A 25580-nucleotide genomic window follows, 5' to 3' on the forward strand; every position below is an offset into this window, starting at 1 on the left:
AATGACAAAACAAGTAACTCAAAAGCTCGTGAATCAAAAATGTGAGCTTTTACGCTCACAGAATGAAGAGATCACAGTCAATAAAGTTAGAAAGCTTATTGGAGAGTGTGTTTCTATTATTGATTTAGTTGAGAAGGTTACTTTATACAAAAATGATAGAAAGCAAGCCATTATAACTGGAGAATTAGAGCAAGAACTAACAATAAATACAGTTATTAAAGATGAGCTGCTAGAAGCTATTAAATCTACCCTCAAAGAATCAGGTATTAAAGAAGATAAAATCGCTTATAGTTTACGTAATAATATAAAGCAGTACATTGATAAAGAAATATCAAAAAGCATAAATAAGATAAAACACAAACAAGTCGAGATCTCAAATAAAAACGATAGCTTAGAAATAGCAAATCTTACTTTAGACAGGCGTTACAAAGAGTTATTAGAAAAATATAATGAACTAAAAGAAGAGTCATATAGCCTGAAACAAAGCTACAACTCCAAGTCAATAAAGTATATGGAGAAAGAAGCCACTGAGAAAATGATGTTGGCTTGGGAAGACTTCAAAGGAGTTAAAGAGCAGCTTTCAAGTCTTGGTGGGTATGCAAAAGTAGCTGTATATGATAAGCGAGGTATCGTTGTTATTAAATTCCCCGCTACAGACTTTCTTACGCAAGAGTGTCGAGCTGGTGTTAGTAGATATTTAAAAGCAAAAACTGTATTTGATTATAGTATTCAGGCTTGGGTTCTTTCTGGATTTAAAGACATACTTAAAACATTGGATTTTTTACAAAGGAATAAGTTTGTGTTCTCAAAAGAGCTAGAAACAATAGCTTATCTGAGAAGGCAGAAGAGTTAATTAGAATCTTGCTTTTACATACAAGGAGTTAAATATATGGCTAAATTCTTGAACACTAGTGCTACGAATTATTATTTAGAAGAGCTAATAAAAAGTGCATCTGATCGTCTTATATTAATTAGCCCATATCTAAAATTAAATGATCGTATCAAAGAGTTATTAGAGGATAAAAATAGATTAAAAATAGATGTACGTATTGTTTATGGTAAAAGCGAGTTGCAGCCAGCAGAAATAAGTTGGTTGAATGAGCTTACTTTTGTAAGAACGAGCTTCTGTAAAAATTTACATGCTAAATGTTATATGAATGAAACATCATGTATTATAACAAGTTTGAATTTATATGAATTTAGTCAGGTTAATAATAATGAAATGGGTGTATATATTTCTCGTGATGATGATTCAGAAATGTACCGAGAAACTTATGACGAAGCTCAAAGGATAATTAGAATCAGCGAAGAAGTTAGAATATCTTTACAAAAAATAGATAAATCAAAGCATGATAGTGTACTTGATAAAGATACTAATCAAATTGAAAGCGACATTGTTAAACTTACCTCATCAAAGCTTGCTAGTAAATATAAAATCAAAACATCAGACTTAATGGAAAAATTAGTCCTTCTTGAATTTTTAATAAAAGATAAGAATAACGAATACCAACTTACTGAAAAGGGTATTTTAGTTGGTGGTGAGGCTAAGAAAGGGCGATATGGAGATTATATTATATGGCCAGAAAGCTTGAAAATAGAGTAAGTAATACTTTTCTATTTAATGTAAATTGTTTTATTCTTTAGGATTTGATACTAATTCTATTTGTTATCACGCTAGCATCGCTAATTTGGTTGATATATAATTTATCGATAAATATTTATATTTTTCTATAAAAAATGGATTTATTCTCAAGCTTAGAAAGTACTCAGTCTGTAGGAGAGTTTTCTGAACAAGCATATTTAAATTATTCGATGTATGTAATATTAGATCGAGCACTACCGCATATTTCTGATGGGCTTAAGCCTGTACAAAGACGCATTATTTACGCGATGAGTGAAATTGGACTAAGTCATTTATCTAAATATAAGAAATCTGCTCGTACTGTTGGTGATGTACTAGGTAAGTATCATCCACATGGAGATAGTGCTTGTTATGAAGCAATGGTGTTGATGGCGCAGAATTTCTCATATCGATATCCATTTATTGATGGGCAGGGTAACTGGGGCTCAATTGATGATCCAAAATCATTTGCGGCAATGCGATATACAGAGTCACGTTTATCTAAGTATGCAGTATTGTTGTTAGATGAGCTAAAAAAAGGTACTGTTGATTGGGTCAAAAACTTTGATGGTACAATGGATGAGCCAAAACTCTTACCAGCACAAGTACCAAATATTCTCCTAAATGGAGCAATGGGAATTGCGGTGGGGATGTCAACATATATACCTCCTCATAATATTACAGAAGTGATAAATGCTTGCTTGCATTTGTTGTCTAATCCCAAAGTTAGTATTGAAGAAGTATTAGAAATAATTGAGGCACCTGATTATCCAGGTGGGGCTAATATTATCAGTAGTAAAGAAGAGATCGCTGAAGTATATAAGTCTGGTAATGGGTCTATACGTCAGCAAGCTGTATATGAGTATGATAATCATGGTAATGTGATAATTACTCGATTACCTCATCAAGTTTCAAGTGCTTCGGTAATGGAGCAAATTGCTAATCAGCTTAAGCAACAAAAGATCACTTGGATTAAAAATATCCAAGATGAATCAGATGATAAAGAGCCCGTTAAAATAGTCTTATATTCAGCATCGACAAAGAAGAATATCCAAAAAATTATGGGGCACCTATTAGCGACTACAGATCTTGAAAAAAGTTTCCGTGTAAATATGAATATGATTGGTCTGGATAATAGACCTCAGGTTAAGAATCTGTTAGATATACTTAATGAATGGTTGGAGTATCGTAGACATACACTACGTAGAAGATTACAAACTAGTTTGGATAAGGTTCTAGATAGGCTACACATCCTAGAAGGTATGCTGATAGCCTTTTTAAATATTGATGAAGTTATTGATATTATCAGAAATTATGATGATCCAAGTTTAGAGCTTCAGAGTAGATTTGCACTTTCTGAAATTCAGGCTGAAGCAATTTTGAATATTAGGCTACGTAAATTAGCAAAGATTGAAGAAATTGAAATTAAAAAAGAGCAGAAAGAGTTACAAAAAGAAAAAGAGTTACTTGAAGGGTATCTAAATAGTGAAGTTAAGTTTAAAAACTTAATGAAAAAAGAATTAAAACAAATTCTTGCTGATTTTGGTGATAGTAGACGCTCTAAAATAGTTGAAGCTGATAAAGCTCAAGCTCTAGAAGAGAAAGATCTGATGCCTAGTGAAAGAGTTACTGTTATTTTATCAAAAGCTGGTTGGGTAAGATGTGCTAAAGGTGATAATATCGATCCTAAAGGCTTAAGTTATAAGCCTGAAGATAAACCATATTTGGCAACCTCTGGTAATAGTAATATTAAATTGATTTTCTTTACTAAGCTTGGCAAAGCATATTCGATGTATGTCGATAAGTTTCCATCAGCTAGGGGCTATGGTGAGCACATAACCACCTATATTCCTTTAGATAAAGAGGATGAGATTATTAATATAGAGTTTGCTAATGTTGCTGAGCATTTCTTAATTGCTAGTACTAGTGGAAAAGGCTTCGTGATACCAGCTGAAGATTTGATAGCAAATAAAGTTACAGGTAAAAATATCTTTGATGCTGATGATGTCTTTAAGTTTATACCGTATGATAAAGATTTGAAGATGCTTGCGGTTAGTTCACAAGGTAGGGCGATTATTCGAGACTTTGAAAGCTTTGCAGTCCTTAAGAAAGGTAAAGGTAAAGCTATAATTAAATTAGATAAAAAAGATGAACTTAAATTTATTGAATTATTCAAACCAGAGCAAGAACTTACCCTTAGTGCGGGTAAGAGGTTTATTCGTATTGATAATAAAAACTTTGAAACATACTATACAGACAAGCCATCAGGTGGAGGTGTATTATTACCTCAAGGATTTAGAAAGATAACAAAAATAGATATAGAGAGTGTAGAATGAAAAAAATAGCGATATTAGGGGCTATGGAGATAGAAATCCAGCCGATATTACAAAAATTAGAAAAATATGAAACTGTAGAATATGCAAATAATAAATATTATGTTGCTAACTATAATGGTATAGAGCTTGTTGTAGCTTATAGCAAGATTGGTAAAGTTTTCTCAAGTTTGACAGCAACAATAATGATAGAACATTTTGGCGTTGATGCATTGTTATTTACAGGAGTAGCTGGTGGGCTTCAAGATTTGCAAGTAGGTGATATGATTGCTGCAACAGCAACAGTTCAGCATGATGTTGATATTACAGCTTTTGGTTATCCTTATGGTAAGATTCCTATTTCTGAAGTTGAGATTGCTACTTCAGCACGGATACTAGAACAAGCTAAAGTAATCGCAAAAGAGCTTAATTTAAATTTACATACTGGAGTAATTGCTACTGGAGATCAATTTGTCCATTCTGCTGAAAGAAAAGATTTCGTGGTCAAAGAGTTTGATGCAAAAGCTATAGAGATGGAAGGCGCTAGCGTTAATCTTATTTGTAATGAAATGAATATCCCTAGCTTTATACTAAGAAGTATATCAGATACTGCTGATGGAGATGCACCAGATAATTTTGATGAATTTGCAAAAATGGCAGCAAACCGATCAGCTGATTTTGTAATGAAATTAGTTGATAGAATAAAATAATAATATGATCTTAAAGTTTAAGCACAAACTTGGGGCGTTAATATTAATATTGATATCGAGTTACTGCTATGGCTTAACAGATCAGCAAATTAAAAATGTTCAGCAAACTATAGATTTGCTACAACAAAAAAACTATCAAGATTATTTGATAGTTAAAAATGAAAATAATATTACTGATCAAAAAACTAAAACTTACTTAAATTATAAAGAGATATCTTTACATCCTGATAAATTCTCTCAACAACAAATCCAGCAATTTTTCAAAGCTCATAAGGATGAGTATTGGGCATCTGAGCTATGTGATGACTTGGCAATATATTATGCTAAAACGAAAAATTGGAAAATGTTTGAAAAGTATTATGATGGCGATTTACAAACGGTAGGCCAATGCTGGGTTACAGATAATCAGAGTAAGGTAGATAAAAATAAGGCTATCAAAGATTTTGCTAAGTATTGGCAAAAAAATAAATTTAATGCGCCAGAGTGTGTTGGATTAGATAAAGATGTCAAAAAATATACTCCAAAAGAAAAGCAGTGTATATTGGATAAAGCACATAATTTAGCATTGAGTAATGATTTTAATGATTCGTCAAAACTTCTGTCTAAATATGTTAAACAAGATCAAGAGTATGCTAATTACATAGATCAGTGGAAGTACGTTACTTATAATCTTAGTGTTAACAATTTAGATGGTTTTATAAAAAAATATCATGAGTATCCAAAGTTTACAGATGTGATTTTGGATATTGCCAGTGATAATGTAAAAATTGATGCTTTGAAATATGCTAAGGTTTGGCAAAAGTTAAGATATAGAAAGCTGCTAAGTTATCAAGTGCAACAACAGATAGATGAGAAAATAGGAGTTGCTCTTGCACAAAATCATGATAGTAATGCTAAGCAATGGTTATGGAAAATTGATAAAAAGCATATTTCTAAAGTTGCGGAGGATTGGATTTTAAGAATTGATTTATATAATTCTAACTATAGTGGTTATATTGAGGATTATCTTAATAGTTCAAAAAAGGTACAACAAGAAAAAGTATGGAAATACTGGCTAGCTTATAGTTATCAGAAAATTGGTATGCCTGATAAAGCTCAGCCGATTTATATTGAGCTAGCTAAAATTCCATATAATTATTACTCATATCTATCTGCTGATGCTTTAGGTATAAATTATAGTTATGGTGATAATAATTTTAGTGGGATATCATATTCTGAAATTCAGAAGCTTGAATCAGATGAAAATGTTAAACATGCTATAGAGTTACATAAAATGGGTCAGTTTAATGACTCTGTAAAACTTTGGAAATGGATAGTTCGTAAAAAGTTTTCAGATGGCTATAGAAATGAAATACCTCTTTTAGCACAATTAGCTTGGTTATATGAGATGTATTATCAAGCAATATTTAGTATGCATATGATGGGTTTAGATAGTCATGTACATTTATTATATCCAGATGCATTTGATGAGATTGTGCAGGAACAATCTAATAAATATGATTTGAAACAGGCTTTGATTTACTCAATAATGAGAAAAGAATCTTTGTTTGAAATTGAAGCAAAATCATACGTGGGTGCAAAGGGTTTGATGCAAGTTACAATTCCTACGGTTAATTTCATATCTGATAAATATAGATTGGGCTATAACATCAATAATTCATCAGATGAAATATTTGATCCTTATATAAATATTAAAATTGGTTCTGCCAATTTAGATTTTCTAGATGGTCTATTTAAAAGTAATTTAGTTCTAGCTATTGCAGCGTATAATGCAGGACCTGGTAATGTTAATAAGTGGCTTACAGATAAGCAAATTCCTGTAAAACAATGGATTGAAAATATTCCATTTGGAGAAACTCGTCATTATATAAGAAAGGTTTTGGTTAATATGATTGTATATAATAATGTCATTCTAAAAGATAATAAAAAACTAAAGTTAAGTGACTTGTTAAATACAAATGTTTCGAATAAATTTGATTTTAAGAAGTAACTTTGCCCAGTAATAATATTGGGCTTTTATTGTTAATAATGTTAGTATTTCTATCAAAATAAATTTTGTATATCTATAGAAGTGTTAAGTAAAAAAAAGTTTATCATAGGAAGTATAGCATTCTTATCAATAGGTATTGGTTATAGTCTTACAAACCAGCAGATACAGTATTCACAGCAAGCTATAAAAGCTTTGGATAAAAAAGATTATAAGTCATATTATTATCTAAAAACAAAGCTTAAAGATACAAGCATATATCCTTATCTTCAATATAAAGAAATAGCTATAGATCCTGCTATATTTGAGATAGGAACAATAGATGATTATTTAAAAGAGAATCAAAACAGTTATTGGAGTAGTCAACTTAGAGATAATTTAGCTAACTATTATGCTAATAAAAAAGATTGGCAACATTTTCAAAAGTATTATAGTGGAGATTTGGGTATATCAGGTAAATGTTGGTCAATGCAGGCTGAATATGAGTCAGGTAATAAGTCTAAAGCTATAAACCAATATGGCGATCTTTGGCAGAATCGTGTCTATATGCCATCGGCGTGTAATGATATGCAAAAGTATTGGGATGGTTCTGAAGATAAATCAAAAGAGTATCTAACTACAAAGGCATATACTCTAGCTTTTGCTAATAAGTTTGATGATAGCTTATGGTTGCTAAATACATATGTTAAAGATAATAAAGATTATGTGAACTATATATCAGCATGGCAAAATGCTATTAAGAATCCTAATAATTTAGACAATTTTATAAATAGATTCCATAATTATAGGAACTTCGACAAAATCTTTGTTGATATATCGACTGATTTGGTTAAAAAGAACCCTGAGCAATATGCAAAAATATGGGATAGTTTAAAAAATAAAAGATATCTTAGTAATCAGACCAAGCAACAGTGTATTTCAGCTATAGCAGTTAGTTTTGCTAGATCACAATCGCCTCAAGCTAAACATTGGCTAGCGAGGGTAGATAAAAAATATCTTGATACCACAGCATGGGAATGGTTGCTAAGAGTAGATTTATATAACGAGAATTTCAAAGATTATATACAAACATATAATCAATTACCTAAGAAATCTCAGCAAGATGAGGCGTGGAGATATTGGTTAGCATATAGTTACGAACAAGTAGGTCAAAAAGCAAAAGCGGATGATATATATATAAATTTAACTAAGACTCCTCTGGATTACTATTCATTCCTAGCATCTGATAAGCTTGGTAAGCCATATAATTTTGGTAGTGATAATGCTGATAAGTTAGATAGTGGCGAAGCTAAAAAACTTGAATCTGAAGAGGCTATTCAACAGGCAATAGATTTATATCAGATTGAGCAATTTAAGGATTCTACAAGTCTTTGGAAGTGGACGATACGCAATAAACTTAAAAATAAAGATATTACACAGATCAAAGAGTTAGCTAGATTAGCAGAAGATAATAAAATGTACTATGCTGCAATATTTAATATGGCTGTAATTGGTAAATACAATAATATTGATATGTTGTTCCCGAAAGCATTTTTAGATACAGTTGAGAAGAATGCTAAAGAATTTGGTATAGACCAAGATCTAGTATTATCGATAATGCGTAAGGAGTCATTATTTGATGTTGAAGCTGGCTCATGGGCAGGTGCAAAGGGACTAATGCAAGTAACAGAGCCTACAGCTAAATTTATTGCAAAGAAATATAAGTTATCTCTAATTGGTGATAAGTCTGAAAGTATGGCTAGTCAGATATTTGTACCTGAGAATAATATTAAGCTTGGTACAGCTAATTTGTATTTCTTGGAAAAGCTATTTGATAAAAATCCAGTATTGGGAATAGCTGCTTATAATGCTGGTCCAGGAAATGTTGCTAAATGGTTGAATAACAAAGAAGTTCCGGCAACCATTTGGATAGAGAATATTCCATTTGGTGAAACTCGTCATTATGTTAGAAAGGTTCTAATGTATATAATTGTATATAATAATTTTGTATTCAAAGACAAAAAGAATCATATTAGTAATTTCTTAGATTATAAGATATCTGACAAGCAGAGTTTTAGAAAATAAACTCTTATAAATCTAAATGGTATATAATCATATCAAATGTTTTGTTCTGCCATAAAGCTAATGCGTGTAATAATAAGTGGTGTTAAAAGAGAGAATTTATTAGCATACTTTTTGACATACGTTGGGTATATGACTTTAACAATCTCAATGACCTTAACACCATCGTTAGCATCTAATTTGCATCTGTCTGATTATGTAACGCAGATAGCCATGAGCCTATCATTTTTTATGTTTAGTGTTTCTGCGATTTTATTTGCGACTTTATCAGATGTTTTTACAGCAAAGAGAGTACTATTTTTTTCACAGAGCTTGTCTATATTGGGTTTAGTTTGCATCGGACTATCTGATAGTATCTATACTGTATATATTGGTTTTGTGAGTTTGGGGCTTGGTACGGGATGTTACTCATCTATCGCTAGAGCATTGATATCACGTAATGCTGATAATAATAGCCAAATGAAAAAAGCATATTCGGTTTTATCAGTAATGATAATAGTTGCACCTATAGTTAGTACATATTTAGCTTTATTATTAATTCCGATTTCTTGGCGAGCAGCTTATTTTTGTATGGCAACAATTGAAGTGGTATTATTTATTTTTTCAATAAAGATATTAACTGCTGATGCTCAAAGACAGATTGTAATTCCAGCTTCTAAAATACTCTCAGGCTTTGCTCATGCACTATCTCAGCCTAGATATTTGTTAAATGTAATGATTGTAGCAATACTTTTTTCTTTTTATCTGGGTGTTTTGATGAGCTCATTTAAAGGTTTGTTGGTTGATGAATTAAATATGTCTATAGATGTCTTTACCGTAGTATTTTTGGTGACATCCTTACTATATATCCTTGGAATATTTAGTTATCGCATTAAGGCAGATAGTAGCCATAAGAAACGTTATAATCTAGGTATTTTAGCTATTATATTTATTTTTATAATTTTATATAGCTCTTTAGAATTATCATCATATAGTACTGTGACAACCTTGCATTTAATATGTTATTTTTTAGGCTTTTTTATACCTATGGCTACAGGTGCCGCTATGAGTAATATTACCAAAGGACATGGTACTGCCGCAGCAATGATAACATTCTCAGTAGCATTGTGTATGTCAATATGGGGATTTCTGAAGGCACATTTAAATATTTCAAATTATCATTTTATACTTTTGGCTTTGTGGATTAGTTTTAGTTTAGCTTTGCTGTTGAAGATTATTATAGTTTTTGTGGTTGAAAAAGATAGGAAATAATATTTTTATTTTGTTGACATAAAACCAACGAAATATAGTGGTTTTGAGGATTATAAACTCTTCTTTATAAGAATTTATTTAGCCTAATCTAAAAAAAGCATAATCATTTAAAATGAGTACTGTAAGCCAGATGTTACGAAGTTTTGTGATTCACCAGTAAATGATATTGTATAGGTATAAGATACTTTTAGACTAAGATTATCAACATATTTGATCGGGAACATTACACCAGCTGGAAAAACTGCAAATCCTCCCCATGTATTATTTGTATCTAAATAGCTACTTGGAGCATTACGTTGATTAGCTATACCATTAATATTTGTGTGTCCAATTCCAAGTCCGGCAGCAGCATATGCGGTTACATAATTATTTATTTTGTAATAGTATTTTGCAGCCCCAGCAAAATAGTTATTAACCTGAGTCGTATTGTATTGGCTAACAAGAAAATTTTGGTATACAAACTCTACAGCATAAGATTCACTAAATCTATATCCTAAGTTAGCAACTACAGTTCCACCACCTTTTGACATATCGGTTTGTTGCCCCCAACCGCCATTAATTGCGACATATATCGATGGTTTAAAAGTCTTCTTAGTTATATCGTCAAGATCGTTAATGTTATAGTAGTTTGGTGGTAATCTATAGAGATTCTCGGTATCTTTTTCAAGTTTTTTGGAATCTGATTTAATATTAGTATCAAGCTCAGTATTTGCTAACACTTGGTTAGCTATCAAAAAAAGAATTATACTGAATAAAAGATTTTTTATTTTCATACTTATTAATAAAAACTTTAGGGTATGATTTAGTCTGAATAATTAGCATCAAATTGAATTTTTTGTGATGGTGCTAACTTGATACCGATCTCTTCGGCTAAGTCTAGCATACTCATGATAAACTGCTCTCTTTGCTTTAGTTCTTCTCCCCAATCAGCAGAGATAAAGAAAACATAAACTAATATTTTGATAGATGCTGGTTTTAAATCATTTACACGTATATAGTATCCCTCTTTTCTCATGTGAGGGGTGTTTAATACTAGTTTATTGATGGCGTCAACATAAGATCTGAGTTTAGAGGTAGGTGTTGATTCGTCAATTTCAAGAGTAGTCATATATCTTCTATATATTCTTTCACCCATATTATTGATTTGTGAAGTTACAAAAGCATAGTTAGGTATTATAAGTGCTGAATCTTCAAATGTTCTAATTGTTGTACTTCTTAGTCCTATTTTTTCAACTATTCCTTCTTTGTCTTTTATAATAACCCAATCACCAATTTTTATTGGTCTTTCTACAGCTAGGATTATCGATCCAAATAAGTTTTCGATTGTATCTTTACCAGCAAGAGCTATAGCAAGACCACCTATGCCAAGAGCTGCTAAGAAATGAATCATGTCAATGCCAAGCTCTTGGATTATGATTCCTGCGATTATTAATATAATAATAAGGTTAATTACTTTATTAGCTATTATTATAGCAAACGCAAATCTTGCAGATCTATTTTGGTCCTTAACTTTTTTGTAAGAAGAGATTATGAATGAGCATAGTACATTCATAATCTCTGTACATAAGAACATTACTACAATTCCATATACAATTTTAAAAATTATATCGAAATAGTTGGAAGCATTTGTGAATATGATTAATGAATTAAAAAAGAAAAAATATGCAGCATACATTGATATTATTAATGATGTCGCAATGCTTAATTTCTTCATTGTTTTATAGTCTTTATTTTCAAAAAGACTACCTATAACTCTGAATATTGGTGTTAAAACTACAAACAACACTTTATATATCACATAAAATAGCATTAGTGAGATTATTGATATAATGCTAATATACAAATTTGGTCCATACTCTTTTAGAAGGCTAGGAATATTTTCCCAAATAGAATTACGTAGATTAGAGCCAAAAGGTGCTCTAACATTATTATTTAGCTCATCCAAAAATATACTTACTCCATCTAACTGAGCATTTTTAGGGAAGATCCAGTTTTTAGTGTTAGTATCTTTATTGGTAATATTTTCTAAATATATACTTTTACCTGAAGTAGGAGAAGTGTAGACCATTACCAAATTACTACCAGGAAGAACTTCTCCGGGTATATTTCGTATAGTGATTTTAGCAGTTTTGAAGACTCTATCCATACTGAAAGCTATAAATGAAGCAAAATCTTTTCTAATATTCTCATTAATCCAGCTAGTGTCCATTATGTCTAAAGCATCTGCCATTTTGAACTTATATGCGTCATTAGCTCCAAATATGAACTGCATGTATGATAATACTGGCATTGATATATTTCTTATATTATCTTCACCTAGGCTCTTTTCTTTTTTGAAGTCAGCGAATTTTTTAAGTGTATTAGTATCTGTGAAATTTTCTTTTGTAAAATACCAGTTTCCATCACTATTTTTTGCTAAATAAAATGTTTGTTTGTCGCTGCCTTTACCTAGAGTTAGATCTAATCTATCTCCTGTTGTATCATTTGGTATATCACTAATTTTAAAATCGGTTTTTAGTATGGCTACCAACATGGTATCAATATCTATATCTTTTTCACTGCTAGTATAATCGTTGACTTTAATAGGTTCAGAAGAGATAGTATTTATCACATCATAATAGTAGTTATGATATCCCATCCATAGGCTCAAAGCTTTGTATGTAAAATTGGTAAATAAGTTTTGAGGTGTTCTATCGTTGAATTTATCCATTTCACTCTTACTTAAAAATCCGAATGAACCATCTTCTAGTACTTTATATTGAGTTTCTGATAAGTATGTAGCATTAGTCATTGGTTTAATATATACATATGCAGATAATATAAACAAGATGAGAAAAACTATTTTTAAAAATAGTAGGGCTTTAGATAGATTCTTTTTTTTATTCATATTTTATAAACTTAATAAGATAGGTAACTAAGTGATTTTAGATTAATGAAAAATGCTATGCAATTTATTTTTAGACTTAGCAATTGCTATAAAGTATGCGTATTAACTAAGTCATTATAGCAAAGAGGTATGATTTTAAATGTTATTTATAGTAATATTTGTAGCTAAGTTTATAAATAGTAAGTGACTAAAATGTTTTCTCATCTTCGTGTCCATACAGGATATTCTGTTGTTGATAGTACAGTTCGTTTAGGAGATCTTTTTGCTCGAGCAAAAGATAAAAGTATTGTCGCGGTAGCATTAACCGATGTGTGTAACTTATTTGCTGCAGTTAAGTTTTACAAGCAAGCTTTATCAAATGGGATTAAGCCTATCTTTGGCGTAGAGCTAAAGATTGATACAGAATTTGGTGTATGTGATTTAGTACTATTAGCAGAAAATAATCAAGGTTATCAAAATATAGTTAATCTAGTTTCAAAAGCATATCAAGAGGCTGATAGGTTTGGTTCAATACCATTAATACCCAAAGACTGGCTAAAAGATATAAATTTGGCAAATGTTATCTGTTTAAATGGTGGTCAGAATGGCGAGCTAGGTAAAGCTATTTTAGCTAAAGATAATATCAAGACCGAAGAAATTATTAGTGAAAATATCGCAATTTTTGGTAGAGATAATTATATTATTGAAATTCACAAACTTAAGTATGAAAATGAGGGCTTATATAACGAGAAAGCACTTGAATTTGCGAGTAAACACAATCTCATAGCAGTAGCGACAAATTTGACAGTGTTTATGGAGTCAGATGATTATGACATCCATGAAATCAGAGCTTGTATCAATGAAAAAACAACAATCCTTGATGAATCGCGTAAATCTAAATTCACAAGAGAACAGTATCTAAAGTCAGCTGATGAAATGTATCAAACTTTCTCAGAGTTACCAGTATTGTTAGAGAATACTTTAGCAATAGCAAAACGCTGTAATGTAACATTTGATTTGGGTAAACCATGTTTGCCAACGGTTGATATTCCAGATGGTTTAACAGAGAGAGGGTACTTTTCAAAGCTATGCTATCAAGGTTTAGATAAACGTTTAGCAAAAATTCTAGAAAACAGACCAGCTGATAAGCATGAGCATATTATAAAAGTTTACAAAGATAGACTGCAACGCGAGATCGATATTATCTGCGATATGGGCTTTCCTGGTTATTTCTTGATAGTTGAGGATTTTATTAGATGGTCAAAAGAGAATGATATCCCAGTAGGTCCAGGGCGTGGTTCTGGTGCTGGTTCATTAGTAGCTTATTCATTGCTTATTACTGATATTGATCCTTTACCGTATGGTTTACTCTTTGAGAGATTTCTAAATCCTGAAAGGGTGTCGATGCCTGATTTTGATATTGATTTCTGTATCCAAGGTAGAGATAGAGTTATCAAATATGTAGAGCAAAAATATGGTAAGCAAAGTGTTGGGCAAATTATCACCTATGGCACTATGGCTGCTAAAGGTGTGGTGCGAGATGTAGTGCGTGTGATGGGGCAGAGTTTTGGTTTTGGAGATAGGATTGCTAAGCTAATACCAGAAACACCAGGTACTACATTTAAAAAAATCTTGCATGAAGGTGAACCTCTATATGATGAAATGCAGGCAGATGAAGAAGTTGCTGAGATTGTTGAAAAAGCTCAAAAATTAGAAGGTCTACCACGAAGCTTGGGTAAGCATGCTGCGGGTATTGTGATATCGCCAACTGTGATATCAGATTTTGCTCCTGTATATTGTGAAGATAAAGGTGGAGATATAGTTACCCAATTTGATAAGGGCGATGTTGAAGATGTTGGTCTTGTTAAGTTTGATTTCTTGGGACTGAAAAACTTAACAATTATCAAAAATGCTATTGCAAGCATCAATGCTAAGAGATCAGCTAATGAAACGCCTCTAGATATTTCTGATATTCCTCTTGATGATGAGAAAACATTTAAACTGCTTCAAGCTGGTAAAACTATCGGTATATTTCAGCTAGAGTCACAAGGTATGCAACAGATTGTCAAAGATCTTGGCACATCAAATTTTGAGGAGATTATCGCCTTAGTAGCACTATATCGTCCTGGTCCGATGGAGAATATCCCAACATTCGTAGATCGCAAACATGGTAGAAAGCAAACTATCTATTTACATCCATTACTAGAAGAAGTGCTTAGAGAGACTTATGGTATACCAGTTTATCAAGAGCAGGTAATGCAAATGGCGCAGAAGCTAGCTGGTTATACTTTAGGCGGAGCAGATTTATTGCGTCGCGCAATGGGTAAGAAAAAGCCAGAAGAGATGGAGCAACAGCGTAAAATCTTCAAAGAGGGTGCCGCTAAATATCATAATATCGAAGCTGGACTTGCTGATGAGATATTTGACCAAATGGAAGCTTTTGCTGGTTATGGTTTCAACAAATCTCATGCTGCGGCCTACGCGTTGATTGCTTATCAAACTGCTTGGTTAAAAGCACATTATCCAGATGAATATATGGCTGCTCTGATGTCAGGGGATATGGGCAATACAGATCAGTTGGTTAAATTTATTTTAGATGCTAAGAATATGGGTATAACAGTCTTAGCACCAAATGTAAATAAGAGTGTCTATGATTGTATTGCAGCTTCAAAAGGAACGATTTTATTGGGTCTAGGTGCTATCAAAGGTCTTGGTGGTGAGGCTATCAAGAGTGTACTTAATGAGCGAGAAGCTTCAGGGGAGTTTAGTTCTATTTTTGACTTAACTCGTAGAGTGGACTTGCGTAAGGTTAATAAAAAAGCACTCGAAGCACTATGTTTTGCAGGAGCTATCAAGGATATATCTAAAAATAGAGCAACAGCTTTTAACTCTATCGAAAAAGCTATCAAAAACGCTGGTTATGTGAATGAAATGGCTGCTGCTGGGCAAAATGATTTATTCGGTTTCACAGAACAAGAGAGTGATACTGATACAGAGCTTGAAAGAGAATGTATTGTAGAGGAGTGGAATCTTAGAGAGCTTTTGATTAATGAAAAAAAAGCATTAGGAATGTATTTCTCAGGGCATATTATTGATGGTGAAAGTCATTGGCGTAATCATGTTAGCTTTAGTGATCTTGAGAAAATCCAAAAGCCAAATATGGATGGTAATTCAGTCAGAATAATCGCAAGTATGATAACACCACCAGCTAGACGAAAAACTAAGACTGGTAGAGTTCTGTATATTATTAATATTGATGATGAATTTGATAGAGCAGATTGTCTAGTTGGTGAAGATGTATTTGCTGCAGTTAAGGATAATATCCAAGTTGATGATGTGGTTGTAGTAGAGGGTAAAGTTAGCCGTGATAATCAAAGAGAGTGCAATAAGCTAAGTGTTGATAAGGTACAACCGATATCACAGTATATTGATGAGAATTTTAGTAAAGTTGAGCTGAATCTTAGAAGTCAAAATGTAAACCCTACAAACCTAAAAAAAGTATTAGATAACCTCAAGAAAAATATAGCTACTACTGATATTCAAAGAGAAAATGTCTTAGAAATAAAAGTATCTCTAGATGATGTTGATGCTAAGTTTGAATATTTTCGAAAGCCATTCTCGGTGTATGAGTTTGTTAATGATATTAGTAGATTAATAGCTGAGGGTACTACTGTTAGTTTGAGTGGGATTTAAAACATATAAAGTCATTCTATGGCTTGATCGTAGAACCTAAAATTATAGCATCAATAGCCGTCTAGCTTAAAGATAGTTTGAGCTATGATTAGATTACTATTTACTTAGACTTTTTGTTTTGCTTAAATAAGGTATTATGTATATGTAATAAATTGACTGTATTATGGAAGCTCGAGCAGTAAAATTCTTAGAGGTGTTAGCTAAAAAGGCGACTTTCAATATTCCTGTATATCAAAGAAATTATGATTGGAATGATAAACAGTGTTTAGATTATATTAATTCTTTAGAAAAAGTGATTGTAAATAACCTTTCTGACTACTTTATGGGTAGTATTGTATATATCAAAGGTGATACTGAAGAATATATAAATACAGGTTTTGATGAGTTTGTTATTATTGATGGACAACAGAGAATTACTACCACGCATCTATTTCTAAAAGCGTTATATGACTTATCAGAAGATGATTACATAAAAGAGCAGATAAAAGATGATTATTTGTACAATATAAGATCTAAGGAAGAGAAGCTTAAGCTTAAGCCAATTAAGGATGATAACTTAGTTTTTTCTAAACTAATAAAAGAAAACTCACTAAGATTTAATGTTAATAGTAAAATTGCATGTAATTTTAAGTTTTTGAAACAAGAAATAAAAGAGAGAAAAATTGATCCTTCTAAATACTTAGCAGCATTGAGAAAGGTATATGTTGTTGAGATTATTTTGGACAGGAAATTGGACGATCCTCAGTCGATTTTTGAGAGTATTAACTCTACTGGATTAGGCTTAACTCAAGCTGACTTAATAAGAAATTATATTTTAATGGATAAGAACTATAAAGAGCAAACATATTTGTTTGAGACATATTGGCATAAAATTGAAACATTATTGTCGAGTGAAAATATCTCTGATTTTATTAGAGATTATTTAACAATGGAGAGTGGCACTACTCCAAACAAGAAAGATGTTTATATTGAGTTTAAAAAATATTGTCTAGATTATAGTGTTGAAGAGATACTAAAAAAGCTTGTTTATTATGCATGTATATACAAGTATTTCTTAGATGTTGAATTTCCTAATAGTAATATGGTTACTGAAGAGCTTTATACTATAATTAATGTCCTGAATAATACGGTTGTCTATCCGCTATTATTAAAAATCTTTTCATATTATGAAGATGGTGATATTGAGCTTGATATTGTTATAAAAGTATTAAAACTTATAGTTAGTTATTTGATAAGGAGGAATATATGCTCTTATCCTACGAGTGCTTTAAATAAAATTTTTGCATCAATGTCTAATAAGGACTATGATGTTCAGTTTTTATATGATGATATTGAAAAACAACTACTTAGTAAAAAATTCCCTAACAATGAGGAGTTTAGAAAAGAGTTTGCAAATAAAGATATCTACAATATCAATAAAAATCTAGCAAAAAGTATTCTATATAAGATAGAAAAAATCAATAATAAGGAATTGGTTGGAATAGATAAATTAACACTTGAACACATAGCCCCCCAAAAGTTAACACCAAAGTGGCAGGGAGAATTATATAATCTGGATGGAAAGAATTATGAAGAAATATACAAATCATATCTTCACACATTTGGAAACTTGACATTAACAGGATACAATCAAGAGCTGTCAAATAAAACTTTTATTGAAAAGAAAAATATCTATGAGGAAAGTAGTCTGTTTATAAATCGATACTTTTACGATATTAACAGTTGGGGTAAAGAATCAGTAAGTAAGCATGTTGATTGGCTATTTTCATTTGTAGAAAAAATGTATTTTTATCCTGAAATTGTACGTGTTACTGAAACGGAAGAAGTATCATTAAATGATGATGTTGATGTAACAAGTAGAAAAATTCAAAAGATTTTTTTATATAATGAAGAGTATAATTGTGATTCATGGATCCAATTCTTAGAGAAGTTTATGGAATATATGTATTCTAAAAAACCAGAAAATTTAAAACATCTTGCTAGCAAGGTAGAAGATGAAAGTTTTAAATACATATCTACTTGCCCAGATGTATTAAGAAAAAATAAGAAAGTCAGTGATAATATTTATTTTGAAGCAAATTTATCAGCAAAAGGCATAGTTTCTGTAATATCAATTGTATGTGATGAGCTGGGGATTGATAAATCTAAAATTAGGTATGTACTTAGATAGCTTATATCCACAGTTTGAAAGGTTTTTTAATAATCAGCTTAGTTCGAAAGATATAGGCTTTAATCTACAAATATCAACAATAGATTTACATTTAGCAGATAATGTTAGTTATAAAGATTTTATTAAGTCTTTGAAAGAAAAACTTCAAAAGACTTTAGAAGTTGAAAAATCTTAGCGAATAATGATTATTCAAAATCTAACTAAAAGCCTTTGAATATTGATGACTAAATAAAGATTTATTCTTTATCTTATTAGACACTTTATAATAATTTCTAACACCTAAAATCGGCACAAAAACCTCAATATAGAAAGTTAATATTCCAGCTAATGACATAGCAATTAAAAACATATTTTGAGAAAGGCTCATTAAAACTAGTGGTGGCAAATAAGTGCAGATTAAGACTTTAAGGTAAGCATTTTGTCCAAAAGCATCTTTTAGCGCATCGATTACACCTATTGAGATACAACAGAAAGAGCCTATCATAGATATTAATTGAAAAGTGCTTAACATATTGCTGATAGTGTATGACTGAGTAAAAAAGCTAATACTATTATTAAAAGCTATAAGCTGATTTTTACTATTATAAATACTCATCATTCCCTGACTACCTTCTGCTGGTATTGTAAAGAATATTGCCAAAATCCATGCTATATAAATCAGCGCTATGACTGTTGTACTAAAGATAAGCAAGAAAACAAAAGATTTAAAAGAAATACGATTATCATAAAACTTTACTAAACTTGGGATAATAAAGTGATAACCAAAAGCATTAAATAATACAAATAAGAATGAAAATGCTCCTATTGATTGAATAGGATAGTTATCAATGCTAAGAGTAATTTTGCTTGTAGAATAAAAAATTAGAAATATAGCTATGACAATAAGAGAGAGTTTAGCTACGACAAATATAACATTACTCTTGATTATAATTCTAGAGTTATAAGTTGTAATTCCACCTAGTATAAATACTAGAATTACACCAGATAATAAGTAACTTAAATTACTGTTTTGTGCAAAGTATAAGCTTACGGATGAGCTAATGCCAGATATGTAAGTGGTCAGTGTTAAATATAGTATTAATAGATAACCTCCAAAAACAGTAACCTTAGCTCCTTTAAAGTTTAAGAATTTGGTAGATAGCGAGAAATATGTATTGTGCTTAACTGGGAGGTTATAAGATATTTTTAATATACATAATCCTGTAAATGTCATTATTAACCATACTAAACATATTGCCAATAAGCTTCCCACAAATCCTAAGTTAACAGCAGCTATAGGTAAACCTATGATGCCACCACCTATAGTTGAACCAATAATTAAAAATACACCTATAAACCGCTTCATATTTCATTATTTTGAATAATTATTCATATATGATAGTTTAAAAACATCTCGTTTGGAACTTTTTTATCATGAAAGTGAGATTTTTATTATTTTCTTGAATAAAAATTCACAAAGCGGTTAAGCTTATTAGATGCTACCTACTGTTATAATATAGTCTTATAGACTATTGTAAATTTGTCCTAAAATGCAAAATTCTCTTCAAATGGATTGGTTCAAAGTTATTACTTTGATTGGATTTTTGTACTATACTTACTAGCAAGATTAAAAGTAGATTTTTATAATGAAGTATTATAAGCATATAGATGGTCTTAGAGCACTGGCGGTGTTAGCTGTAGTGTTATTCCATTTAGATATTAGTTGGGTTAAATCAGGCTTTCTTGGGGTTGATATATTTTTTGTTATTTCAGGATTTCTAATAACTAGTATTATTATTCGTGATCTAGAAAATAAAACTTTTTCTATCAAAAACTTTTACCTAAGAAGAATGAGGCGTATTTTGCCTGCATTAATTGTGGTGCTTATATTTTCGACAATTTTTGCATGGTTAATTTTATTACCTCAAGATTTAAGAGATTATTCTAAGTCGTTAGTTAGTGCTTTGGGATCATTTTCAAATTTATATTTCTTTAGTTCACTAAGTTTTGGCTACTTTAGTACCGACTCTGAATTGATACCTCTATTACATACTTGGTCTCTAGGGATTGAAGAGCAGTTTTATATTTTTTGGCCATTATTTTTAATAGCTGCTTTTAGTATTCCTGTTAAGCTAAAAAACCGAGTTGAGATGTCTATACATCATAAACTATTGTATGGTTGTATAATTTTGACCATTTTGTCATTGGTTTCTTTGATATTTTTAAATGGCTCAGAGTATTACTACTTTCCAGTTACAAGAGCATTTGAGTTATTGTTTGGCTGTTTTTTGGCGATATATTCAGTTAACAAAGAAATTACTCTAAGTAAGTTGACCGCAAATATTTTAGGATTAATATCTGTTGTATTGATGCTAGTACCTATACTCTTTGTAAAAGTATTTTATCCAGGTTTGGGTATGATAGAAGCTTGTCTTGGGGCAACTTTATTTATATATGTAGGCTTGAATAATAATGTCTCTTTCATACACAGAGTTTTCTCACTTAAACCATTGGTTGCAATTGGCTTAATATCATATTCATTATATTTATGGCATTGGCCGATAATTGCTTATGTCAATTACCTGAGTATTGATAGTACTTACTTTATCAAGGCTATTATTCTTATCGCTAGTTTTGGCTTAGCTACACTGACTTATTTCTTAGTAGAGAAACCTTTTAGATACAAGTTTAAGATGTCATTTTCTAAAACATTGGTTGTATTGTGGATACTTCCAATATTTTTAGCGTCTTCATTTGCCTTATGTACTAAATATATCAAAAACTTTGCTGTTAATATTCCACCACCAATTGTAGATCTTCGTAAATTAAATGGCATTTATGGTTTTGAGAGAGTAGATGAGAACAAGTGTTTTTTACAAAATGCATCATCAGAGTTTACATCAAAAATGTTACCTCCGGAAAGTAAATGTTTAATAGGCGATGCTTCACAAGATAAAGATACAAATATACTATTTATTGGTGATTCTCACGCTCGTGCAGAGTTTCCAATGTTAGGCGTGTGGTTATCAAATATTCATAAAAGTGCCTACTTAGTATCTCAAAGAAGTACTCCTTTTATAGAAAATCTTCCTAATACAGAATTAGGAGTATCAATGATCGATAGAAACAATGCGTTGAAAGACTTAATAAGAAAGCAGTCTTTTAAATATGTTGTTTTGGGTGGTGATTGGTCTGAGAAAAATAATGAGCCTTATATATCAGGTATCGAAGAATCAATAAAGCTAATAATTGAGAATAATGCGGTTCCTGTGGTGATATTGGATACTCCAAAACTACCAAAAGGTTTTAATAACTATTGTATTGTTTCAACTACTAAGTTCATTTTACTATTTGATCCTCATCATTGTGAGCTTCGATTGAAATATGTGCAAGATCAGCAAGAAGAGTTTGAGGAGTTAATGTATAAACTTAAAGCTAAGTATCCTCAACTAGTATTGATAGATCCTAAAAAAGTCTTGTGTAATAGCCACTACTGTAAGACTTCCTTAAATGGTATACCAGTATATATGGATAGTCATCACCTAAATTATTTAGGATCACAAGAGATAGCTAAAGTGTATCTTAAAAAGTATGGTAATCCTTTGGTATCTGTAGTTAAATAAAGCTAGGAAAAGTAGTATTTATGGAATCACAATTTATACAATACAATGACTCAAATAATGAAGTGTTATATCAAAGGTGTAAACCTGTAACAGATATTCAAAGTTCTGAAACACAAAATATCATCGCTGAAATGTATCAAAAAATGCAAGGCAATGGTATAGGACTTGCAGCTAATCAAATTGGCTATCCTTATCAAATATTTATGATAGAGTTTGATAGTTCTAATGCAAGATATCCATTAAGTTTTGATAGTGTTCCTTTTCAAGTTTTTATAAATCCTAAAATTACAAAAGCATCTGAGAAACGAGTTAGTTTTTGGCATGGTTGTCTAAGTGCTTTAGGGGAAAAAAGAGGTAAGCTTGCGACATATAAAGAGATTGAGTATGAAGCATATAACCAACATGGTAAGAAAATCACAGGTAAGTTAGACTCTATAGCTGCGGTAATATTTCAACATGAGTTCAATCATCTACTTGGTTCTGTGTATGTTGATTTTGAGACTGAGTATATGGATATCGAAGAGCTTCAATCAAAATTTGCGAGCGAAGAAATCAAACCTTATGAAGATTGTGGTTATGAAATACCATTAATTATAGATGATTATATTATTGGTAATGATATTTAGAGATGTTTGTTTTTTGACAAAACTTTTGAATATATAGTTGACATAATAATTAATGAGAGTATCATATGTGGCTATTGACGATAATAGCAGTCTGGAACCACCTGATCCCATTCCGAACTCAGAAGTGAAACGGTCTCACGCCGATGATAGTCTGGCAATGCCCAGGTGAAAGTAGGTAATCGTCAAACCTTTTTTCAATTTTTCATCTTGATCTTGTCATTTAGAATATTTACTTTTTTCGAAGAAGTTTAAATACAGCTGGCGGAAGTTAGTCTTTAAGTTAGTTATGTATAGACTCGTTATATAGTTTTATGTGTCCTATTTGTGTGGGGGAGGATCAACATAAACCTTTCTAAATCAAAATCTAACTAAGCCAGCTATATTTAGAACAACAAATTAGTTATTATCGATGCTGTTATTATGTAAGCTATAGTTAGTCCACCTAAATATATTGGTAAAGCACAAAATTGAGATCTAAAATTTTTTCTCATATCTATTCACTTACATGTCTTTTTGTCAATGAGGCATATAATATAGCAATATAAATATTTCAACAATTAGTAAAAATTAACAAGGTTAATCAAAAATTGATACTAGGAAAAATTTTTTGATAAATTTGGCTATGGTTATTTGAAATGTTTTTAGTCCCTTAATATGTTATTATACATGGTAATTTTATTTGCAAAACAAAGCTTAAATGTTTAAAAGTCTTCCTCTTTTTATAGGGTTAAGATATATTCGTGCTAAGAAGCGTAATCGGTTTATATCTATTATTTCTGCTATATCTTTTTTGGGTATATCTTTGGGAGTTGCTGTATTAATTACAGTAATGTCTGTGATGAATGGTTTTGACCAGCAAATCAAAAATAGAATTTTGATGATGGTTCCACCTTTGAAAGTATATCAGATGGGTGGGCAAGTTACTGACTGGCCAAAATTAGCAAAAGAAGTTGAGAAAAGTGCTCCAAGTGTTACAGCAGCAGCTCCTATCGTGGAGTCTCAAGGATTGTTAAGTGCAAATAATGGCGGTAGCACGACGGCTTTTGTACAGATACAAGGTATAGAACCAAAATATCAAACTAAGGTGTTACCAATTGGCGATCATATCATAGAAGGTAAGTTATCATCACTAGATGATAATGAGGGCTATAATATTGTTCTAGGTAGTGCTTTAGCAAATAGCTTAGGTGTTAGCGTGGGAGATAAGGTTACTTTAATAGTTCCTAAAATAAGCTTAACACCAGCTGGAATGATTCCTAGGATTAAACAGTTTACGGTATCTGGTATATTCTCAGTAAGTTATCAATATGATGCTTATTATGCGATGATTAATATCAAAAATGCCCAAAAAGTATTTGAAACTGGTAATTCAGTATCATCTCTTCAATTAGGTCTAAAAAATATCTATGATGCACCACTTGTGAAAAATAAGCTTAATGATGGTGCTATCGCTCCATATTATTTCACTCGCGATTGGACTGATGAAAATAAATCTTTCTTTGATGCTTTAAAAATGGAAAAGACAATGATGTTCTTTATCCTATTGCTAATAATTACGGTTGCTATATTTAATCTATTGTCATCTTTAGTGATGGTTGTGACTGATAAGCGAAGTGATATTGCAATCCTTAGAACTATGGGGATGTCATCAAGACAAATTATAACTGTGTTTATCTACCAAGGGTTTATAATTGGTTTAATTGGTACGGTTATAGGAGTTCTATTGGGGATTTTACTATCGACTTATGCCACAGAGATTGTTAATTTCATTCAGCATGTTACAGGGAGACAATTCTTGAGTGCTAGCGTGTATCTAATTAATTATATTCCATCGGAGCTTATGTGGTCTGATGTATTTAAGGTTACTTTAGTATCTATGTTTTTAAGTTTCCTAGCTACACTTTATCCAGCTTGGAGTGCTTCTAAGGTTCAACCAGTGGAGGCGCTTAGATATGAGTAATATAGTTTTAAGTTGTAAGAATGTCTCAAAAAGTTACACAGAATTCAAGACAGATATAGCTATACTAAAAAATGTAAACCTTGAAATTAATAAAGGAGAGAAGGTTGCTATATTGGGTCTATCAGGATCAGGTAAGACAACATTGCTAAATGTTTTGGGTGGACTAGATAAATGTAGCTCAGGTGAAGTAATGCTTATGGGCGAGAGATTTGATAATCAATCTGTCAATAAGCGTGCAAAGATGCGAAATAAGCATTTGGGCTTTATCTATCAGTTACATCACTTGTTGCCAGAGTTTACAGCTATTGAGAATGTAATGATTCCATTAGCTATTACGAAAAAATATACTAAAAAAGAGTCAATAAAGCTTGCTAATGAAATTCTAACAAAAGTTGGTTTAGAGCATCGAGCAGATCATAAACCTGCCGAGCTTTCTGGTGGTGAGCGTCAAAGAGTTGCTATTGCTAGAGCATTGGTTACCAATCCTAACTGTATCTTAGCAGATGAGCCTACAGGAAACTTAGATAGCCAAAGATCTGAAAGTATATTTGCTTTGATGCAGCAGCTTAGTGATGATTTTGGAACTAGTTTTGTAATTGTTACACATGATGAGAAACTAGCTGGTCGTATGAATAAAATCTATAGATTGGTTGATGGTGAATTAGAATTAGTTGAACATACCAACTAAATCATTATTTATTGATTTTCATTAGCAAAAAAT

17 protein-coding genes and 1 rRNA gene are annotated in these 25580 nt (G+C 31.3%); 15 read left to right on the top strand and 3 right to left on the bottom strand.

Annotated features, from left to right (window positions below; genetic code table 11):
* The first annotated feature begins 1 nt into the window (after nt 1).
* From IMS64_RS02120 to IMS64_RS02150, 7 genes are all read left to right on the top strand, one after another.
* Nucleotides 2-853, top strand: a complete 852-nt coding sequence (locus IMS64_RS02120) for a hypothetical protein (RefSeq protein WP_211490753.1) — start codon at nt 2-4, stop codon at nt 851-853.
* A 36-nt stretch (nt 854-889) separates the two neighbouring features.
* Complete coding sequence (locus IMS64_RS02125; protein WP_088820926.1) at nt 890-1603, top strand: phospholipase D family protein; 714 nt, start codon at nt 890-892, stop codon at nt 1601-1603.
* Nucleotides 1604-1737: 134 nt separating this feature from the next.
* Nucleotides 1738-3957, top strand: a complete 2220-nt coding sequence (gene parC / locus IMS64_RS02130; RefSeq protein WP_211490754.1) for a DNA topoisomerase IV subunit A — start codon at nt 1738-1740, stop codon at nt 3955-3957.
* Complete coding sequence (locus tag IMS64_RS02135; protein WP_004286363.1) at nt 3954-4643, top strand: 5'-methylthioadenosine/adenosylhomocysteine nucleosidase; 690 nt, start codon at nt 3954-3956, stop codon at nt 4641-4643. Before parC ends, IMS64_RS02135 begins: the two co-directional genes overlap by 4 nt.
* A 4-nt stretch (nt 4644-4647) precedes the next feature.
* On the top strand, nt 4648-6633 hold the full coding sequence (locus tag IMS64_RS02140) for a lytic transglycosylase domain-containing protein (protein WP_211490755.1): 1986 nt from the start codon (nt 4648-4650) through the stop codon (nt 6631-6633).
* Between the two features lie 81 nt (nt 6634-6714).
* Complete coding sequence (locus tag IMS64_RS02145) at nt 6715-8694, top strand: lytic transglycosylase domain-containing protein (protein ID WP_211490756.1); 1980 nt, start codon at nt 6715-6717, stop codon at nt 8692-8694.
* 60 nt (nt 8695-8754) lie between these two features.
* On the top strand, nt 8755-9942 hold the full coding sequence (locus IMS64_RS02150; RefSeq protein WP_234362501.1) for an MFS transporter: 1188 nt from the start codon (nt 8755-8757) through the stop codon (nt 9940-9942).
* A 107-nt stretch (nt 9943-10049) separates the two neighbouring features.
* Here the strand turns inward: IMS64_RS02150 and IMS64_RS02155 are convergent, their stop codons facing one another.
* Nucleotides 10050-10715 carry an outer membrane protein gene (locus IMS64_RS02155; protein WP_211490757.1) on the bottom strand — a complete coding sequence of 222 codons (666 nt, stop codon included), beginning with the start codon at nt 10713-10715 and terminating at the stop codon, nt 10050-10052.
* A gap of 29 nt (nt 10716-10744) precedes the next feature.
* Entirely contained in the window at nt 10745-12829 is a 2085-nt protein-coding gene (locus IMS64_RS02160) for a mechanosensitive ion channel family protein (RefSeq protein ID WP_211490758.1), read from the bottom strand.
* Nucleotides 12830-13021: 192 nt separating this feature from the next.
* Here IMS64_RS02160 and dnaE point away from each other — a divergent pair, with 192 nt between their 5' ends.
* The 3 genes from dnaE (at nt 13022) to IMS64_RS02175 (ending at nt 18846) form a co-directional block, all read left to right on the top strand.
* Complete coding sequence (gene dnaE, locus IMS64_RS02165; protein ID WP_211490759.1) at nt 13022-16501, top strand: DNA polymerase III subunit alpha; 3480 nt, start codon at nt 13022-13024, stop codon at nt 16499-16501.
* Between the two features lie 163 nt (nt 16502-16664).
* Nucleotides 16665-18671: a DUF262 domain-containing protein gene (locus tag IMS64_RS02170; RefSeq protein WP_211490760.1), complete on the top strand. Its 2007-nt coding sequence runs from the start codon at nt 16665-16667 to the stop codon at nt 18669-18671.
* Complete coding sequence (locus IMS64_RS02175; RefSeq protein WP_211490761.1) at nt 18658-18846, top strand: hypothetical protein; 189 nt, start codon at nt 18658-18660, stop codon at nt 18844-18846. The genes IMS64_RS02170 and IMS64_RS02175 overlap by 14 nt, the downstream gene beginning before the upstream one ends.
* 21 nt (nt 18847-18867) lie before the next feature.
* Here IMS64_RS02175 and IMS64_RS02180 read toward each other — a convergent pair whose 3' ends face one another.
* Complete coding sequence (locus tag IMS64_RS02180; RefSeq protein WP_211490762.1) at nt 18868-20016, bottom strand: aromatic amino acid transport family protein; 1149 nt, start codon at nt 20014-20016, stop codon at nt 18868-18870.
* A gap of 280 nt (nt 20017-20296) precedes the next feature.
* Between IMS64_RS02180 and IMS64_RS02185 the strand changes: the two genes are divergently transcribed.
* From IMS64_RS02185 to lolD, 5 genes are all read left to right on the top strand, one after another.
* A complete protein-coding gene (locus IMS64_RS02185; RefSeq protein ID WP_088820934.1) occupies nt 20297-22273 on the top strand; it encodes an acyltransferase family protein in 1977 nt (658 codons plus the stop codon).
* 20 nt (nt 22274-22293) lie between these two features.
* Complete coding sequence (locus tag IMS64_RS02190) at nt 22294-22899, top strand: peptide deformylase (RefSeq protein WP_211490763.1); 606 nt, start codon at nt 22294-22296, stop codon at nt 22897-22899.
* A 73-nt stretch (nt 22900-22972) separates the two neighbouring features.
* Nucleotides 22973-23087 (top strand): 5S ribosomal RNA (rrf, locus tag IMS64_RS02195).
* Between the two features lie 509 nt (nt 23088-23596).
* Nucleotides 23597-24859 carry a lipoprotein-releasing ABC transporter permease subunit gene (locus IMS64_RS02200; protein ID WP_211490764.1) on the top strand — a complete coding sequence of 421 codons (1263 nt, stop codon included), beginning with the start codon at nt 23597-23599 and terminating at the stop codon, nt 24857-24859.
* Nucleotides 24852-25547, top strand: a complete 696-nt coding sequence (gene lolD, locus IMS64_RS02205; RefSeq protein WP_200147903.1) for a lipoprotein-releasing ABC transporter ATP-binding protein LolD — start codon at nt 24852-24854, stop codon at nt 25545-25547. Before IMS64_RS02200 ends, lolD begins: the two co-directional genes overlap by 8 nt.
* Nucleotides 25548-25580: the final 33 nt, after the last annotated feature.

Origin of the sequence: Francisella philomiragia, from assembly GCF_018135955.1 — a bacterium.
Taxonomy (GTDB): Bacteria; Pseudomonadota; Gammaproteobacteria; order Francisellales; family Francisellaceae; genus Francisella; species Francisella philomiragia.